The following is a 17,572-nucleotide window of genomic DNA, read 5'->3' as shown; positions in this document are numbered from 1 at the left end:
GAACCACCGAGTTGCCCGACTTTCATGAAAGTCGGGCAACTCGGCCGTTCGGGGCGGTCAGGCGGGGGCGAGGAACGGCTGGTGCTCGTAGGCGCCGTCCGGGGTGACCACGACCGCGGTCGATTCCGGCACCTCGATGAACGCCCCGGGCAGGTCGTTCAGCGGCTCGCTCACGACGAGCCGAGCGCGGGTGCCGAAGACCCGCAGCCGTTCGAAATCGGGGTACATGGCCCGCAGCACGTCGATGTCCTCCGAGTGGAAGAGCGTGCGGCTGCGATGCTCGCTCGAGTAGCGGAATGCCCAGACCGTCGCCCCGTCGGTCACCGCGAAGGTGCCCTGCACCGCCGCCGCGACGCCGTAGCCGCGGCCCGCCTCCTCGATTCTCCGCAGCGTGCGGGCCATCGCCTCGACCGGGTCGTCCATGAGCCCGTACGTGAGCGCGAGATGAAACACGAGCTCCGAGTCGGTGGTGCCGCGGATGCCGAGGAAGAACTCCGGCGCGACCTCGAGCAGGAGCTCCCGCTTCATCGCGGAGAAGCCCGCGATGGCCCCGTTGTGCATGAAGAGCCACCGCCCGTATCGGAACGGATGGCAGTTCGTCTGCTGGATGGGCGGCCCGGCCGCCGCCCGCACGTGGGCGAAGAAGAGCTGACTCTCGACGGCCTGCGCGAGCTCGCGCAGGTTCTCGTCGTGCCAGGCCGGCTCGATGCTGTGGAACACCGCCGGGGCGTCGCCCGGGTCGCGGGACGGCCCGTACCAGCCGAGTCCGAAGCCGTCCCCGTTCACCGTCTCGGCGCCGAGCGGCGAGTTCAGCGACTGCGCCACGAGCGAGTGCTTCGTGTCGAGCACCACCCGTGAGATCTGCAGGGGGTCACCGGAGTACGCGAGCCATCGGCACATCGGTCTCATCTCCTCTTCGAGCGAGCGACGGATGGCCCGCCCTCACTCCGCCGCCGCGACCTCCTCGGCCGGGCAGACCGCGAGTTCCGCCATCCTCGCCACCGACTGGTCGAGCGACCAGGGCAACTCGACCATCGGGCGTTCGTGATCGGGCGCCGCCTCCGCCTTCGAGGCGATCGAGGCGAGCGCGAACGCCACCTCGCGGACGAAGTCGGCGCCAGAGGTCGAGTCGTTCAGCGCGACGACGACGGTCAGCCCGGACTTCGGGTCGGTGAATGCAGCGGTGAGCGCGCCGGGGCCCTCACCGGCGATGCCGCGCATGGGGCCGTACTGCGCGCCGCCGAGGCCGTAGCCCTGCCAGGCGGGCGCGTCGCCGCTCATCGGGACGAGGGTCCACTGCTCGCGCGCGAACCGCTCGTCGAGCAGCGCGCCGGTGGCGAAGGCCTCGCTGAGCGCCTGCGCATCGACCAGGGTGGTGACGGCGCCGGCGGCGGCGCCGCCCATCGAGCTCGACTGCTTCGAGTCGTCGTACTTCGCGGCGCAGTCGACGGCGCCGTCGGGGCCGAGCTTCGCGAGATAGCCGCCCAGCATGCCGTGGTGGTCGACGTCGCTGGGCGCGGGAAGGGTCGTGTCGTCCATCGCGAGCGGACCGAAGACGTAGTCCTCGGCGAGCGAGTTCCAGTCCCGCCCCGTCGCGTTGCGCAGGGCGAGCGAGAGCAGCATGACGCCGGCCTGCGACGGCGACCAGCTCTCGCCCGGCTCGGCGGCGCGGCCGGCGGCGAGGCCGCCCGAGATGAGCTCGGTCTCGCTCCAGACCCGCTGCGGATTGGCCGCGAAGTGCGCCTTGAGCGACGGGTAGAAGTCGCCGAGGCCGGAGGTCTGCTGGCAGAGCTGCCGCAGCGTGATGCCGTCGATGCCGGGGGTCGAGTCGACGTACCGGCTGACGTGGTCGTCGAGCTTCACGACTCCGGCGTCGGCGAGGCGCAGCAGCACGGTGCAGGTGATCTCGGTGGTGCCCGTCGTCAGGCGGAACTTCGTCTGCGGCGTGACCTTCGGCGCGTGATCCTCGAACCCGGTCGTGCCGGTTACGCCTTGCCAGGTGCCGGACCACGGCGCCCAGACGCCGGCCAAGCCGCCGCTCGATCCACTCTGGCGCACCGCCTCCTCGAGCACCCCCTGCAGCTGCTCGACGGTGGAGTCCGGCAGGGCGCGGTCGAGCTCGTCGAAGCTGCGGGCCGGATCGGGGCCGCCGCCGGTGCAGGCGGTGAGCACGAGGGAGGCTGCGGCGACCATCGCGGCGAGCCCGGCGAGGCGTCCGCGACGCCGTGAGCGCCGCGCGCGCGAAGAAAGCCGTTGCTCAGCCACCAGCCCCCCTAGCTTGTGTCCGGTGCGATTCTACCCCGGCGGCGCGCCGCCGCCCGTCAGGGGATCCCCCGAGGCATCCCTGATTCCAGGCGGGAAACCGCCTCGGATGGTTACCGCGCCGACGGCTGCTCGCCGAGTTGCGGCCGCATCGCCCCCGACATGAAGCGCTCGACGTCGCGGTCGACGATGATGTCGCTCGGCCGCAGCGGGCGTGCCAGGTAGAGCCCCTCGAGCGACGTCAGCCGGCTGAGCGCCACGTACGTCTGGCCGGGGCTGAACACCCGCGACCCCAGGTCGACGATGGCCGTGTCGTAGCTCGCCCCCTGCGACTTGTGGATGGTGACCGCCCACGCCAGCCGCAGCGGGAACTGCGTGAACTCCGCCACGATCTCGCGCTCGAGCTTCTTCGCCGCCGGGTCCCAGCGGTATCGGTACTTCTCCCAGGTGACCGGCTCGACCTCGTGCTCCTCGCCGTCGATGTCGACGATCACCTCGCCGTCGAGCGAGACGACCGTGCCGATCGTGCCGTTCACCCAGCGCTGCCCGTCCGGCCCGATCGCGGTGTCGTTGCGCAGGAACATCACCTGCGCCCCGACCTTCAGCTCGAGCCGCTCGTCGGCGGGGAAGGTGCGCCCGCCGAAGTCGCCGTTGACCTCGGCCGGGTTCGCGAGCGATTCGCCCGGCAGCCGCTTCAGCTGGGCGCGGTTGATGCGGTTGACGGTGTCATTCGTCGTCGCGAGGGTGATCGCGCCCTGCTCGGGGAGCGGCCGTCGTGCGCCGATCTCGTTCAGCACCCCGGCGATCTCCGCCGTGACCATGCCGTGCCGCACGGCGTTCAGCATGTACTTGAAGCGGTCGTCGCTCTGGCGGTGCACCTCGCCGAGCTCGAAGATGCGCAGCGCGGTCTCGCCCCAGACCTTCGCATCGAAGAACCACATCGAACGGTAGGTGTCGGCGAAGTAGCGCCGCTCCTCGACGTCGCCCGGCACCGGTGCGAGCTGATAGGGGTCGCCGAACAGCACCACCTGCACCCCGCCGAACGGCTCGGCCTGCCGCTGCCGCGCCTGCCGCAGCGCCCGGTCCATGGCGTCCATCAGATCGGCGTTCACCATCGACACCTCGTCGATGACGAGCGTGTCCATGGCGTTCAGGATCTTGCGCACCTGGTCGTTCTGGTCGATCGCGTGATCGGCGATCACCCCGATCGGCAGCCGGAACAGCGAGTGGATGGTCTGGCCGCCCACGTTCAGCGCGGCCACGCCGGTCGGCGCGCAGATGACGATCTGCTTCTTGGTGTGCCAGTTGAGATGGCTGAGCAGCGTGGACTTGCCCGTGCCGGCGCGACCGGTGACGAACACGTGCTCGCGGGTGTGCTCGATCGCCTCGAACACCGCGGCCTGCTCGCGGGTGAGGGTGACTGACTGCACGGGAGTCTCGGCTCGTTGATCTCTGCTCGGATGCGGATGCCGCGGTGTCGAACCGCGACGGGGCGCCCGCCGGGCGCGCTCCCACCCTAACGCCGGGTGGGCTCCGGCTCGGGACATCCTCAGTCTGCGCCGGAGGGCCGCCCATAGACTGGCCGGGTGGGGAAGCGGGACGCAGCACGCGGGCGCATCTCGCCGCTCGCCGTCATCGGCTGGGTCGGCGCGGGTGCGCTGCTCGGGGGCGCCTTCCTCGCGGCCCTCGGCGGGCTCAACCAGACCGTGTACGGCGCCTCGAACTTCGTCGAGCGCTACCTCTCGGCCATCGCCGACGACGATCTCGCGACCGCCGCCACGACGCCGGGCGTCGCCCTCGACGCCAAGGCGCTCGACGCGCTCGGCCTGCCGACCGACGTCTCCACCGCGATGCTCCGCTCCGGCATCGTCGACGCGGGGCCGGCCGACGTGCGCATCGTCGACGACGTCGCCCACGACGACGGCACCCACTCGGTCACGGTCAGTTACCGCATCGACACCGCCATCGCCGAGACCACCTTCGAGGTGAAGCCGATCGAGCCGCTCTACGGGGTGCTGAACCGTTGGGCCTTCGCCGAGAGCCCGCTCGCGATCATCGACGTCACCGCGGCGCACTCGCCCCAGTTCACGGTCGGCGACCTCACCCTCGACACCCGGGCGACGAAGCCCGAGGACGAGCTGGCGAACTTCACGCAGACGACGCCGTACCTCGCGATCGCCCCCGCCGCCTACGAGTTCGAGTACGACTCGCAGCTGCTGCAGGCGCCGCACGTCATCGCCGTCGCCGAACCTGGCGTGCGCGGCGCCGTGACCGTCGATGCGCAGCCGACGCAGGCGTTCGTCGACCGCGTGCAGGCGCAGCTCGACCTCTACCTCGCGGGCTGCACCGAGCAGCAGGTGCTGAACCCGACGGACTGCCCCTTCGGCATCGACATCGACGACCGCATCCTGAGCGATCCCGTCTGGTCGATCGTCGCGAGCCCGACCGTCACGCTCACCGCCGGAGAGACCGCCTTCGAGATGCCGGCCACGGCCGGCACCGCGCACATCTCGGTCGAGGTGCAGTCGCTGTTCGACGGCGAGATCTCCACCCTCGAGGAGGACCGCGGCTTCACGGTCGCCCTCGACGCCCGCATCAAGCCCGACGGCTCGATCGCGGTGCAGCTGAAGTAGCGCGAGCGCAGCCGCGCCCGCCCCGACTCAGTCTCGCGGCGCCCGATCGTGCTCCGCGATCGCGGCGAGCTGCGCGTTGTACGCCTCGAGCTCGGCGTCCCCGGTGCGATCCGCGTGCCGGTCGCGGCGGCGGGACTCCTTCTCGTCGCTGCGCGCCCACTGGATCGCGACGGTCACGGCGAGCGCCAACGTCGGGATCTCGCCGATCGACCAGGCGATGCCGCCGCCCAGCTGCTGATCGGCGAGCGCATCGGTGCCCCAGCCCATCGCGCCGTACCAGTCGGCGAGCATGAGCCCCGTCGACATCATGATGGCGAGGCCGAAGAACGCGTGGAACGCCATCGTGCCGAGAAGCAGCAGCAGGCGGAACGCGTACGGCAGCCGGTACGGCACCGGGTCGATGCCCACGAGCGACTGCACGAAGAGGTACCCCGTGATGAGGAAGTGCGTGATCATCCACTCGTGCCCGATGTGGTCGACCATCGACCAGCGGAACAGCGGCGAGTAGTAGAACACCCAGAGCGAGCCGACGAAGAGGGCGGCCGCCACGAAGGGGTTCGCGATGATCCCGGCGAACTTCGAATGCACGGCGAGCAGCACCCACTCGCGGCCGCCGCGTGAGCCGTCCTTGCGGGCCTGCACGGCGCGCGCGATGAGCGTCACCGGGGCGCCGGGCACGAGCAGCACCGGCACGGCCATCGTGAGGCCCATGTGGCCGAGCATGTGCGCCGAGAAGAGGTACTCCTGGTAGGCGTTCACCCCGCCGCTCGTGAGGTACGCGAGCAGCAGCAGGCCGGCGACCCAGAGCACGGCGCGGTAGATCGGCCAGGTGTCGCCGCGGCGGCGCAGCCGGCGCACCCCGGCGAGGTAGAAGAAGATGCCGAAGCCGCAAGCGAGCAGCCAGATGAGGTCGGGCTTCCACTCGGTGAAGAAGCGGTACCAGTCGGGCCACGGCGGCAGCAGCTCGCCGGTGAGGATCTCGGCGGGCGTGCGGGCGAGGTCGCCGGCGACGTCCTCGGAGACGGGCGTCGCCGTGCGGGCGAGCGCCGCCGCGACGCCCGAGGCGATGCCCATGAAGGCGAGCTCGGCGACCACGAACCACCAGAACTCCGCGAAGGGCGTGCGCCCCGAGGCATCCGTCTTCGAGCCGCGGGCGGATGCCTCGGCCGCGAGCTGCTTGCGCTGCATCCGCCCGATCAGCCAGGTGCGCTGCAGCGCACCGAAGCAGCCGAGCGCGATGAGCGCGCCGACCTTCGCGATGACGAGGATGCCGTAGGGCGTGCCGAGCGCATCCCAGCTGCCGATGCGCAGCGCCGCGCTGGCGTAGCCCGAGATCGCCACGACGATGAAGCAGATGAGCGCGACGGTCGAGTACCGCGCGAGCACGACGACGAGCCGTTCCCCGCCGAGGCGGCGCTGCAGCAGCACGATCGTGAGCAGCCCGCCCAGCCAGACCGCCGCGAACACGAGGTGGAGGCCGAGGGCGGTGATCGCCTGGTTGTGCCCGGCGGCGCCGGCCGCGTGACCCTGCTGGGCGAGCGGCACGAGCGAGAAGACCGCGAGCACGGCGACGAAGACGAGGGCGGTGTGATTCCGCACCGCGAAGCACAGCACGGTCACCGCTGCGGCGACGAGGGTCGTCATCAGCCAGGCCTGGCCGAGCCCGATGCTCGTCACGAACTGGCCGAGCTGCATGCCGAAGCGCTCGCCGAGGTCGAAGGGCACGCCCGTCACGTCGAGGAAGGTGATGAGGCCGGCCGCGGCGCTCGCGACGGTCATCACCGCGGCGGAGGCGGCCGCGACGTCGAGGGCCGCGTTGAACTCCTCGCGCTCGGGGCTGAGCGCCCAGAGGGCCAGCACGAGCGAGCCGATCATGCCCGCCGCGCCGAGGTTCACGAGGAGCTTCGCGATCGGCAGGCTCCAGCGCACGAAGGGACCGGGGTCCTGGATCAGGACCGGGTCGGCGCCACCGCCGAAGGAGAGGCCCACGAGGACCGCGATGAGCGCAGCGGCGACGAGCACGGCGGGGCCGAGCACACGAACGGAACGGGGCACCGCACCAGCCTAGGCGCTGCACCTGAGGGGCTCCTCCGCCGCCCGCGGAACGACGAAGGGCGACCGGCCGGAGCCGATCGCCCTTCGAGCGTCGCGAAGTCTTACTTGGCGGCAGCCTTGAGCTTCGAGCCCGCGGTGACCTTGACCGAGTAGCCGGCCGGGATCTCGATGGTGGCGCCGGTCTGCGGGTTGCGGCCGGTGCGAGCGGCGCGGTGCGAGCGCTCGACGGCGAGCCAACCCGGGATGGAGACCTTGGTGCCCGAGCCGACCGACTCGGCGAGGGCGTCGAAGAGACCGCCGAGCACGGAGTCGACGGTGGCCTGGCTCTGACCGGTCGAGGCAGCGATCTTCGCGACGAGCTCGGTCTTGTTCAGCGACTTGTCAGCCATTGAGTGTCCTCCTCGGACGTTCGCTGTGGGAACAGCACTTGTTGAAGAACTCGGGAACGATCGTTCAACCACCCCCGGGGCCGTTCAGGCCGCCTCGAATGTAACAGAAATCCCCGGAATCACGCGGATTTCCGGGTCATTCGAGCATTCTCGCACCGGCGTGTCGTGCGCCCATGGCGAACGCCGCGGCCTTCGGGGGAGAGTCCGGACGCGAGCAGGGGCGCCCCGGAAACCGGGACGCCCCTGCTCGTGAAGCGGGTGCGGGCTGGGTTACCAGCTCGACTTGGTGATGCCGGGCAGCTCGCCCTTGTGCGCCATGTCGCGGAAGCGGACACGCGAGATGCCGAACTTCGAGAGCACACCACGGGGGCGGCCGTCGATGGCGTCACGCGAGCGCAGGCGAACCGGCGAGGCGTTGCGGGGGAGCTTCTGCAGGCCGATGCGGGCGGCCTCGCGCGACTCGTCGGTGCCGTTCGGGTCGACGAGCGCCTTCTTCAGCTCGGCGCGCTTGGCGGCGTAGCGGTCCACGACCTCCTGGCGCTGCTTGTTGCGCGCGATCTTGCTCTTCTTCGCCATGTCTTAGCGCTCCTCTCGGAAGTCGACGTGCTTGCGCACCACGGGGTCGTACTTCTTGAGCACGAGACGGTCGGGGTTGTTGCGACGGTTCTTGCGGGTCACGTAGGTGTACCCGGTGCCGGCCGTCGAACGGAGCTTGATGATGGGACGGATGTCCTGCTGCTTCGCCATTAGAGCTTCACCCCACGAGCCTGGATGTCACGGACGACGGCGTCGATGCCACGGGCGTCGATCACCTTGATGCCCTTGGCCGACACGTTCAGCGTCACGCTGCGACGAAGCGACGGCACGTAGTACGTCTTCTTCTGCACGTTCGGGTCGAAGCGGCGCTTCGTCCGGCGGTGCGAGTGCGAGATGTTGTGACCGAAGCCGGGAACGGCGCCGGTCACCTGGCACACTGCTGCCATTGGTTTCCTCCAATACCGAGGGGCGGATCGCCCCTCCCAAGGTCTCTTGTCTGCAGGCGACGCCCACCGCTTTCGCGGAAGATACGAGGGATTCGCCTACGAACCGGGCAGTGGATGTACCCAGCCAACGAGCCAGCCTAGCAGATCCCCCGATCCCGGCCGAATCGGGGGATCTGCGGCGCCGGCCTCAGCCGTCCTCTTCGTGGGTGCCGTGTTTCTGTTTGTCGGTTTCGCTGCGGCGGTCCCAGCTGGGCCGTCTGACGGCGTAGAAGATGAGGGGTGGCACGCCGAGCACGACGATGACGATGCCGACGATCCAGGGGTACGCGGCGGGCGAGAAGGCGCTGAACCCGTCGGGTGGGATGAACGCGAGGAGGAACGCGGCGAGGCAGGCGAGGAAGCCGACTCCGGCGACGAAGTCGAGTGCGGGCACCCGGTACGCCCGCTTGACGTTCGGCTGCGTGCGGCGCAGCACGATCGCCGAGGCGAACATCATCATGTACATGATCAGGTAGAGCGCCGCGGCCATGTCGATCAGCGCGACGAACGCGGAACTCACGTCGGGCACGATGATGAAGATCGCCGCGAGCACGGTCACGATCGTGCCCTGCAGCATGAGGATGCCGGACTGCACGCCCTCCTTGTTGCGCTTCTGCAGGGCGGGCGGCAGCAGCCCGGTCTCGGCGGCGGCGAGGACGCCCTTCGACGGGCCGGCGACCCAGGTGATGACCGAGGCGAGCGCGCCCGCCGCGATCAGGGCGGACACGATCGCGGTGGCCCACTCCCCCATGCCCCAGTGCTGGAAGTACTCGCCGAAGGCGAGCATGATCCCGTTCGTGAGGCCGAGCTCCTTCTGCGGCACTGCGACCGAGATCGCGAGGGTCGGCAGGATGAACACGGCGAGGATCAGCACCGAGGCCAGCAGCACCGAGCGCGGGTAGCCGCGGCCCGGGTCCTTCATCTGGTTCACGTGCACCGCGTTGACCTCCATGCCCGCGTAGGCGAGCACGTTCGACACGATCAGCACGATCGACGCGAGACCGGTGAACGGCGGGATGATCGCGGACGCCTCGAGCGGCACCTGGCTCTTCTCCCCGCTGAACACCCAGATCGCGCCGAACACGATCAGCAGCGCCGCCGGCAGCAGGGTGCCCAGGATGCCGCCCCAGGAGCCGAGCTTCGCGAACAGGTTCCCGCCGCGCAGCGTGATGAACGTCGATCCCCAGTAGAGCACCAGGATCACCACCGCGGTGAAGAACCCCGAGTTCGACAGCGAAGGATCGAAGAACACGAACGCGAGCGCCGCCGCGATGAACGACAGCTGCGTCGGGTACCAGACGACGTTCTGGATCCACTGCAGCCAGACCGCGGTGAACCCCCAACGGTTGCCGAGCGCCTCACGCACCCAGACGTACACACCACCCTTCCACCCCGTCGCGAGCTCCGCGGCGACGAGCGCCGTCGGAATCAGGAAGAAGATCGCCGGAATCAGATACAGGGTGATGCTGCCGAGCCCGAACACCGCCATCGCCGGCAGCGAGCGCAGACTCGCGACCACGACGAGGGTGAGCAGAGCCAGCTGGCCGACGCCGAGGAAGGCGGTGGCGGGATTGTGCGGCGCAAGCGGATGATTCGAGGCGCGCGCAGCCTCGGTGCGATGCTGAGCCATCACGCACCCCTAGTGGTGGAACCCCGGATGCTGGCCCTCGACCGGCATCGGCGACTCGAGGGCGTCGAGATACGCGGTCTCGGTCTGGATCGCCTCGAGCAGATCCTCCGCGAGATCCATGCTGAGCCCGTTGCGCACCACGATGCGCTGCACCGTGAGATCGGCGAGGTCGTCCGGCATCGGATACGCCGGCACCAGCCAGCCCTTCATCCGCAGCCGGTCCTGCAGGTGGTACAGGTTCCAGTTCTTCGTGTGCCCGGCCTTCAGCCGCCACGCGAAGACGGGGATGTCGCTGCCATCGTTCCACAACTCGAACGCACCGATCTTCGCGATCCCCGCCGAGAGGAACTTCGCCACATCCTGCGAGGCCTGCTGCACCGCCGTGTACCCATCGATACCGAGCCGCAGGAACGCGTAATACTGCAACAGCACCTGCGCACCCGGCCGGGAGAAATTCAACGCGAACGTCGGCATCTCACCGCCGAGGTAGCTCACCTTGAACACAAGATCGTCCGGCAGCCACTGCGCCTCCCGCCACACCACCCAACCCAGACCCGGATAGACGAGCCCGTACTTGTGCCCAGAAGTACTGATCGAGTGCACCCGCTCCAAACGGAAATCCCACACCGTGTCCGGCTGCAGGAACGGCGCGATCATCGCACCCGACGCCCCATCGACATGGATCGGGATGTCCAAACCCGTCTTCGCCTGGATCGCGTCGAGCGCCTTCGCGATCTCATCCACCGGCTCGTACATGCCCGTATACGTCACACCCATGATCGCCACCACACCGATGGTGTTCTCGTCGATGTACTGCTCGAGGCCGTGGCCGTCGAGCGTCTTGTGCTCCTCCGAGATCGGCACGAAGCGCGGCTCGACGTCGAAGTAGTTGCAGAACTTCTCCCAACACACCTGCACCGCGCTCGACATGACGAGGTTCGGCGAGCTCGTGTCCTTCCCCGCCGCACGCCTGGCCTGCTGCCAGCGCCGCTTGAACGCCAGCCCGCCGAGCATGCACGCCTCCGACGAGCCGATCGTCGAAGTCCCGATCGCCGTGGCGGCGTCGGGCGCGTTCCAGAGGTTCGCGAGCATCCGCCAGCAGTTGTCCTCGATCGCCGCGGTCTGCGGGTACTCGTCCTTGTCGATCATGTTCTTATCGAACGAGTCCTCGTACAGCTTCTTCGCCTCGTCATCCATCCACGTACCGACGAAGGTCGCGAGGTTCAGCCGGGAGTTGCCGTCGAGCATGATCTCGTCATGCACGATCTGATACGCCGTATCAGGCAAAGACTCCGCCTGCGGGATACGATGCCGCGCCGCGACCGTCGCCTCCCCCGGCCTCGAGAAGTTCGGCGTCTCATCGGAGTCGAGTCGTTCGGACATGTGGCCCCCCAGCATCGAGATCCGGCACCGGAGTTCGGTGCCGGCGCGGATGCCGCGGGCGGCGACGGATGGGTCCCCCCGAACCTGCATCCGAGTCGGATGCTACGGAAGATCGCGGGCGGCGTCCAGAGGCCGCCGGAAGACGGCGGATGCCGCGGGCCGGAGTGGCCCGCGGCATCCGCGTCAATGCGCACCCGCGGTGCGCGCGTGGGGTTACTTCGTCAGGCCGTCGACCCACTCCTGGTTGTCGGCGATCCAGTCGGCGACGACCTGATCGTAGTCGTCACCGGTGTGCTCGTTGAACATGGCGTTCTCGAGCGAGTACAGCAGATCGCTGTCCATCTGGAAGTTCGACAGCCACTCCGCGACCTCGGGGTGGTCGTCGGCGAAGCTGCCGCTGCCGAACGCGTGGATGCCCTCGGCGGTGCCGAGCGTGCCCTCGGGGTCCTTCAGGTCCTTCAGCGGGAAGGCGTCGTAGGCCCAGTGCGGGCGCCAGAGCGTGACGACGATGTTCTCGCCGGCGTCGGTCGCCGCGGTCAGCTCGGAGAGCATGGCGGGCGTCGAGGAGGTGACGAACTCCATCCCGTCGAGGCCGTACGTCGGGATCGTCTCGTTCTGCACCGCCTCGGTGAGGCCGGCGCCGGGCTCGATGCCGACGATGCGGTTGTCGAACTCGTCGGCGTGCTTCGCGAGGTCGGCGAGCGAGTCGATCGGCGCGTCCTCGTTCACCGCGACCGTGAGCGAGGCCTGCTCGTTCCACGCGCCGAGGTCGGTGATGTCGGAGCCGAACTGCTCGAGGTAGCTCGCGTGGGTCTGCGGCAGCCAGACGTCGAGGGTGAGGTCGTAGTCGCCGGTGGAGAGTCCGGAGAAGACCGGGGCGACGTCGGCGTACTCGAGAGTGACGTCGTAGCCCTGCTCGGTCAGGACCGCCTTCCAGAGCTCGGACGCGGCGATGCCCTCGTCCCAGCCGTTGAACACGGCGATCGTGAGCTGCTTGTCGGAGGCGGCGTCGCCGCTGCCCCCGCCGTCGCCCGCGCAGCCGGCGAGGGCGATCGTCGCGGCCGCGCCGATGGCGAGGGCCGAGGTGAGGTGTCGCTTCTTCATGGTGCTTCCTTTCCTCCCGCGTGCTGTGTCGCGGGTGTTGGGGATGTTCCGCGCGGGGGCGCCGCGCGGGATCGACGGGCGCCGACGACGGAGCGCCGACGTCCGCGAGTCATGGCGCCGCTCAGGCGGTCGTGGCGGGCACGCGCGGCGGCTGGGACTCCGAGCCGGGCTCGGCCGCGGCGCCGGCGTCCTGCGGCGTCGCCGCCTGGGCCTTCGCCGTCGCCTTGGCCTTGGCCTTGCCGGCCTTGCCGCGGAAGCCGCCGCCGAACGCACCGGTGATGCGGTCCAGGATGACGGCGAGGATGACGACGGAGAGCCCGGCCTCGAAGCCGAGGCCGACGTCGAGCCGGGTGAGGCTCGAGACCACCTGCCCGCCGAGACCGCCCGCGCCGACCATGCCGGCGATGACGACCATCGACAGCGAGAGCATGATGACCTGGTTCACGCCGGCCATGATCGACGGCATCGCGAGCGGCAGCTGGATCTGCCGCAGGATGCGGCCCGGGGAGGACCCGAAGGCCTGCCCCGCCTCGACCACCTCGCGGTCGACGCCGCGGATGCCGAGCTCGGTGAGCCGCACGCCGGGGGCCATCGCGAACACGATCGTCGCGACGATGCCGGGCACGACGCCGACGCGGAAGAGCACGAGCGCCGGGATCAGGTAGACCATCGCGGGCATCGTCTGCATGAAGTCGAGGATCGGCCGGATGATGCGGGACGCGACGTCGTTCCGCGCCGCCAGGATGCCGAGCGGCACGGCGACCGCGATCGCGATGGCGCTCGCGACGAGCACGAGGGCGAGCGAGTCCATGGCGTTGTCCCACTGGTCGACGCCCAGGACGACGACGAGGCCCACGGCCGTGCCGACGCCGAGCTTCCAGCCGCGCGCCCACCACGCGAGCGCCGCGATCGCGATGATCACGGCCCAGAACGGGGGCGCCGAGAAGAGCCAGTCCACCGCGTCGTAGGCGCCGAGGAAGATCGTGCGGAGCGCGGAGAAGAAGCCTCCGGCGACGTCGGTGACGGTGCGGAAGATCGCTTCGATCCACTCGCCGAGGGGCAGGCGGAAGCCGTTCATCGCGCACCCCCCTCCGTCGCGGCGGCGACCGGCCGGGCGAGCTCCGGCGCGGCATCCGCGGTGGGCTCCGCCTCGCTCACCGGCGGCTCGACGTCCTCGTGCGCCGCGCCCGCGGTCTCGCGGAGCGTCGCGGTCACGACGTCGACCGGCACGGTCGCGGGCGGCTCGACGATCTCGAGCTCGCCGGTCACGGCTGGGACGTTGCCGAGCGCGGCGAGCAGGGTCACCCGCGGGACGGCGCCGAGCAGACGCCCGGCGTCGTCGACCACGGCGAGCGGCAGGGGGCTCTCCACCGAGGTCTCGAGGAGTTCGCTGAGGTGCTCGTCGGGGTGCACGATGGGGTGGTCGTCGCGGATCGCGCTCTCGAGCGAGCGGTCGCCGCGCTGCACGAGCCGGAGCGCGTCGCGGTCTCGGATGACGCCGCGGAGCCGGCGCCCGCCGGTGACGACGAAGGCCATCGAGGTCTGCAGGTCGCGCATGGTGCGCAGCGCGCCGCGCGGGCCGGCCGAGGCCGACACGACCGCGCGCGGGGGTTCCATCACGTTCGCGGCGGTGAGCACGCGGGCCCGGTCGACGTCCTGCACGAACTGGGCGACGTAGTCGTCGGCGGGGTCGGTGAGGATCTCCTCGGCCGTGCCGAGCTGCACGATGCGGCCGTCGCGCATGACCGCGATGCGGTCGCCGAGGAACATCGCCTCGTTGAGGTCGTGCGTGATGAACACGATCGTCTTGCCGAGCTCCTGCTGCAGCTCGATGAGCTGCTCCTGCATCTCGCGGCGGATCAGCGGGTCGAGGGCGCTGAACGCCTCGTCCATCAGCAGGATGTCGGTGTCCGCGGCGAGCGCGCGGGCGAGCCCGACGCGCTGCTGCATGCCGCCGGAGAGCTCGGACGGGAGCTTGTCGCCCCAGCCGCCGAGGCCGACGCGTTCGAGGATCCGTTCGGCCCGCTCGCGACGCTCCGCCGGAGCGACGCCCTGGATCTCGAGGCCGTAGGCGGCGTTGTCGCGCACGTTCCGGTGCGGCAGCAGGGCGAAGTGCTGGAACACCATCGACACGTGCCGGCGGCGCACCTCGCGGAGCCGCTTCGGCGCGATGCCGGTGATCCGCTCCCCCATCACGGAGACGGTGCCGGCGGTCGCGGGCAGCAGGCCGTTCAGCATCCGGATGAGCGTCGACTTTCCGGAGCCGGAGAGGCCCATGACGACGAAGATCTCGCCCTGCGCGACCTGGAAGTCGGCGTCGATGACGGCGGCGGTGCCGAGTCCGGCGAGCTCCTCGCGGCTCGCGCCGCGGCGCAAGCGCTCGAGGGCCTCGCCGGGACGGCGGCCGAAGAACTTGGTGAGGCCGGCGACCTCGATGGCGGGCGTCTCGGTGGCGACGGGGCGGAGCGCGAGCGGGTCCGGGTGCTGCTCGGGCCGGGACGTCGGGGGCTCGGTGCCGGGGTCGGGTCGGGTGCTGGGTTCGGGCTGCTTCGGGCGCACGGGCATAGACGGGGTGCTCCTGGCGCGCCGGCGGAGGGTGCTGTGTGCTGACGCGCACGAGTCACGGCCGGGTCAGGGCGATCCGGGATCCGGGAGCGGAGCGCGATACGCGGTCCAGCGATCCGGGGATCCAGCGCGACCGGCCATCGGGACCGGGCACCACGCCCCCACCATACGTCCCCTGGCACCACGGTGCCGCGGGGCCGCGGACTGGGTTCAAACGGTCATGAAGACCTCGTCCACGCTATCCACCTTCGGGAGCAGAACTCAAACCGAACGGTTGGAAATACGCCCTGATCTGGGCTTCTCTGGCAGTTCAGCCGGCGGCGGCGAGCTTGGTGCAGTTCGCGCAGAGGCCGAAGACGTCGACCACGTGGGCCGCCTGGGTGAAGCCGTGCTCGGCCGCGACGCCCTTGGCCCAGGCCTCGACCTCGTCGGCCGCGATCTCCACCGTGAGGCCGCAGTTCCGGCAGATCAGGTGGTGGTGATGGCCCGTGGTCGAGCACGCGCGGTAGAGCGCCTCGCCCTCCGGGGACTGCAGGGAGTCGGCCTCACCGCTCGAGGCGAGGTCGCCGAGCGCACGGTAGACCGTCGCCAATCCGATTGGCGAGCCGTTGGCGTGCAGCGCCGAGTGCAGGGCCTGTGCGCTGATGAAGCCCTCGGTGTCGTCGAGGGCCTCGCGAACGGCTTCGCGCTGCCAGGTGTTGCGTTTCATGCGATGCGTGCGTCCTCTGCCGTCTCGACCGGGATCTGCTCCCTCCACGGTAGCCGTCGAAGCTTGGAAACGCCCAAGGCGACGGCGAAGAACGCCGTGGCGGCGAGCGCGATCGCGGGCCCGGCCGCGATCGCGAAGGCGCGCGAGACGAGCACGCCGATGATGCCGGATGCCGCGCCGATCACGGGCGCGACGAACAGCACGCCGCGATAGCTCGACACGACCAGCCGTGCCGCGGCCGCCGGGGCGGCGATGAGCGCGATCGCGAGGATGGCCCCCACGGCCGGCAACGAGGAGACCACGGAGGCCGCGATGAGCGCGAGCACCAGGAGCTCGACGGGCCACTCGCGGAAGCCGGCCGCCCGGAATCCCGATGGGTCGAAGGTCGAGAAGAAGATCCGCGTGCCGAAGGCCGCGACGAGCACGACCGCGGCGACCGCGACGGCGCCGGCCAGCAGGATGTCGCCGTCGGTCACGGTGAGGATCGAGCCGACCAGGAACGATTCGGCGTGCACCGGCATGCCGGGCAGGCTCGCCTGCAGCAGGGCGCCCGCCGCGAAGCCGGCGGTCAGCACGACGCCCGCGGCGACCTGGGCGCCCTGCCGGCGCACCCGGGCGATCCCCGCCATCACGGCGACGATCACGACCGAGGCGACCGCCGCGCCGAGCGGCACGCTGACGCCGAGGGCCGCCGCCGCGACCGCGCCCGGGTAGGTCGCGTGGGTGAGCGCCTGCGCGAAGAACGTGCGGCGGCGCAGCACGACCAGGGCGCCGACGAAGCCCGCCCCGGCGCCGATCACGACGGCCGCGAGGAGGGCGCGTTCGAAGTACCCCATCAGGCCGCCTCCCCCGCAGTCGCCGTGGTCACCGTGGTCGCCGCGCGGTCCGTGCGCTCCGTGCGCCGACGCCGCGCGAGGCGCCCGGCGAGCAGCGCGATCGCGAGCACGAGCCCGTAGCCGAGCACGAAGACCGCGACGATCGTCGAGCCGGCCGGAAGGTCGACCCCGGCGCCCAGCGAGACCGCGTAGTTCGCCGCGAGACCGAGCCACGCGGCGACCGCCGCGAAGGCCGCGGCGATGGGGAACAGCCACCACAGCCGCACCGTCACGAGCCGGGCGACGGCCCCGGGCACGATGAGCAGCGCGAGCACCAGGAGCGAGCCGATGGTGGCCGAGGCCGCGACGACGACGAGGGCGACGGCGGCGTTCAGCACCAGGTCGAGACCCAGCGCCGAGTCGCCCATCGCGCGGCTGCCGGCCGGGTCGAAGGCCCGCAGCAACTGCTGCTTCATCGTCACGCCGATCGCGAGCAGCGCGAGCAGCGAGACGCCGACGAGCGGCACGAGCTGCTCGGGCGGCACGGTCAGCACCCGGCCGAAGAGCAGCGCCTCGAGTTCGCCCGCGTAGTCGTCGCTGCGGGAGACCACGATCACGCCGATGCTGAAGGTCGCCGTGAGCACGATCGCGATCGCCGCATCGGAGGTGATGCCGGCGCGGTCGAGCCACGTGAGCACGAGGGCGGCGGCGAGCGCCGCGACGGCGGCACCGGGGATGAGTCCGGCCGTGCCGCCGAGGGCGAGCCCGATCGCGAGCCCGGGGAAGACCGCGTGCGTCAGCCCGTCGGTGATGAACTCGAGCCCGCGGAGGTTCACGAGCACGCCGATCACGCCCGCGACGATCGCGAGCACGAGCATGACGAAGAGGGCGCGGCCCATGAACGGCAGGGCGAACGCGCCGAAGAGGGCGTCGCCGAGGGTCATCCGCTCCGCTCCCCCGCCGGCGCTGCTCGCCGGCCCGCTGTGCAGCGCGCACGGATATATG

The 17,572-nt window shown here is 70.6% G+C and carries 17 protein-coding genes; 1 reads left to right on the top strand and 16 read right to left on the bottom strand.

The genetic code is table 11. From position 1 onward, the window contains the following. Positions 1 to 57: 57 nt before the first annotated feature. From MTP13_RS05045 to MTP13_RS05035, 3 genes are all read right to left on the bottom strand, one after another. Entirely contained in the window at positions 58 to 900 is an 843-nt protein-coding gene (locus MTP13_RS05045; protein WP_243569998.1) for a class II glutamine amidotransferase, read from the bottom strand. A 42-nt stretch (positions 901 to 942) separates the two neighbouring features. After that, complete coding sequence (locus tag MTP13_RS05040; RefSeq protein WP_243569997.1) at positions 943 to 2,193, bottom strand: serine hydrolase domain-containing protein; 1,251 nt, start codon at positions 2,191 to 2,193, stop codon at positions 943 to 945. Between the two features lie 182 nt (positions 2,194 to 2,375). Then, on the bottom strand, positions 2,376 to 3,692 hold the full coding sequence (locus MTP13_RS05035; RefSeq protein ID WP_243569996.1) for an ATP-dependent DNA helicase: 1,317 nt from the start codon (positions 3,690 to 3,692) through the stop codon (positions 2,376 to 2,378). A gap of 156 nt (positions 3,693 to 3,848) precedes the next feature. Between MTP13_RS05035 and MTP13_RS05030 the strand changes: the two genes are divergently transcribed. Further along, positions 3,849 to 4,895 carry a hypothetical protein gene (locus MTP13_RS05030; protein ID WP_243569995.1) on the top strand — a complete coding sequence of 349 codons (1,047 nt, stop codon included), beginning with the start codon at positions 3,849 to 3,851 and terminating at the stop codon, positions 4,893 to 4,895. 27 nt (positions 4,896 to 4,922) lie between these two features. On the opposite strand, the gene MTP13_RS05025 is transcribed toward MTP13_RS05030, so the two are convergent. From MTP13_RS05025 to MTP13_RS04965, 13 genes are all read right to left on the bottom strand, one after another. Further along, positions 4,923 to 6,950, bottom strand: a complete 2,028-nt coding sequence (locus tag MTP13_RS05025) for a bifunctional copper resistance protein CopD/cytochrome c oxidase assembly protein (protein ID WP_243569994.1) — start codon at positions 6,948 to 6,950, stop codon at positions 4,923 to 4,925. A gap of 101 nt (positions 6,951 to 7,051) precedes the next feature. Then, entirely contained in the window at positions 7,052 to 7,339 is a 288-nt protein-coding gene (locus MTP13_RS05020) for an HU family DNA-binding protein (protein ID WP_189084039.1), read from the bottom strand. Positions 7,340 to 7,609: 270 nt separating this feature from the next. After that, positions 7,610 to 7,915 carry a 30S ribosomal protein S14 gene (rpsN, locus tag MTP13_RS05015; protein WP_243569993.1) on the bottom strand — a complete coding sequence of 102 codons (306 nt, stop codon included), beginning with the start codon at positions 7,913 to 7,915 and terminating at the stop codon, positions 7,610 to 7,612. A gap of 3 nt (positions 7,916 to 7,918) precedes the next feature. Next, the gene (gene rpmG / locus MTP13_RS05010; RefSeq protein WP_021760158.1) at positions 7,919 to 8,086 is read right to left on the bottom strand and encodes a 50S ribosomal protein L33; all 168 of its coding nucleotides are present in this window, start codon (positions 8,084 to 8,086) and stop codon (positions 7,919 to 7,921) included. Further along, a complete protein-coding gene (gene rpmB / locus MTP13_RS05005) occupies positions 8,086 to 8,322 on the bottom strand; it encodes a 50S ribosomal protein L28 (protein WP_189084037.1) in 237 nt (78 codons plus the stop codon). The genes rpmG and rpmB overlap by 1 nt, the downstream gene beginning before the upstream one ends. A gap of 187 nt (positions 8,323 to 8,509) precedes the next feature. After that, positions 8,510 to 9,991, bottom strand: a complete 1,482-nt coding sequence (gadC, locus tag MTP13_RS05000; protein WP_243569992.1) for a glutamate/gamma-aminobutyrate antiporter GadC — start codon at positions 9,989 to 9,991, stop codon at positions 8,510 to 8,512. Positions 9,992 to 10,000: 9 nt separating this feature from the next. Beyond that, on the bottom strand, positions 10,001 to 11,374 hold the full coding sequence (gad, locus tag MTP13_RS04995) for a glutamate decarboxylase (protein ID WP_243569991.1): 1,374 nt from the start codon (positions 11,372 to 11,374) through the stop codon (positions 10,001 to 10,003). A 213-nt stretch (positions 11,375 to 11,587) separates the two neighbouring features. Continuing rightward, positions 11,588 to 12,478 carry a glycine betaine ABC transporter substrate-binding protein gene (locus tag MTP13_RS04990; RefSeq protein WP_243569990.1) on the bottom strand — a complete coding sequence of 297 codons (891 nt, stop codon included), beginning with the start codon at positions 12,476 to 12,478 and terminating at the stop codon, positions 11,588 to 11,590. A gap of 121 nt (positions 12,479 to 12,599) precedes the next feature. Continuing rightward, complete coding sequence (locus MTP13_RS04985) at positions 12,600 to 13,556, bottom strand: ABC transporter permease (RefSeq protein WP_243569989.1); 957 nt, start codon at positions 13,554 to 13,556, stop codon at positions 12,600 to 12,602. Continuing rightward, positions 13,553 to 15,043: a quaternary amine ABC transporter ATP-binding protein gene (locus MTP13_RS04980; RefSeq protein WP_243569988.1), complete on the bottom strand. Its 1,491-nt coding sequence runs from the start codon at positions 15,041 to 15,043 to the stop codon at positions 13,553 to 13,555. The genes MTP13_RS04985 and MTP13_RS04980 overlap by 4 nt, the downstream gene beginning before the upstream one ends. A 310-nt stretch (positions 15,044 to 15,353) precedes the next feature. After that, the gene (locus MTP13_RS04975; protein WP_189084029.1) at positions 15,354 to 15,752 is read right to left on the bottom strand and encodes a Fur family transcriptional regulator; all 399 of its coding nucleotides are present in this window, start codon (positions 15,750 to 15,752) and stop codon (positions 15,354 to 15,356) included. Continuing rightward, a complete protein-coding gene (locus MTP13_RS04970) occupies positions 15,749 to 16,588 on the bottom strand; it encodes a metal ABC transporter permease (protein WP_243569987.1) in 840 nt (279 codons plus the stop codon). The genes MTP13_RS04975 and MTP13_RS04970 overlap by 4 nt, the downstream gene beginning before the upstream one ends. Next, positions 16,588 to 17,511, bottom strand: a complete 924-nt coding sequence (locus MTP13_RS04965; protein WP_243569986.1) for a metal ABC transporter permease — start codon at positions 17,509 to 17,511, stop codon at positions 16,588 to 16,590. Before MTP13_RS04965 ends, MTP13_RS04970 begins: the two co-directional genes overlap by 1 nt. Between the last annotated feature and the right edge of the window lie 61 nt (positions 17,512 to 17,572).

Origin of the sequence: Agromyces soli (assembly GCF_022811605.1) — a bacterium.
Classification (GTDB): domain Bacteria; phylum Actinomycetota; class Actinomycetes; order Actinomycetales; family Microbacteriaceae; genus Agromyces; species Agromyces soli.
This window is presented reverse-complemented; position numbering and strand designations above follow the sequence as displayed.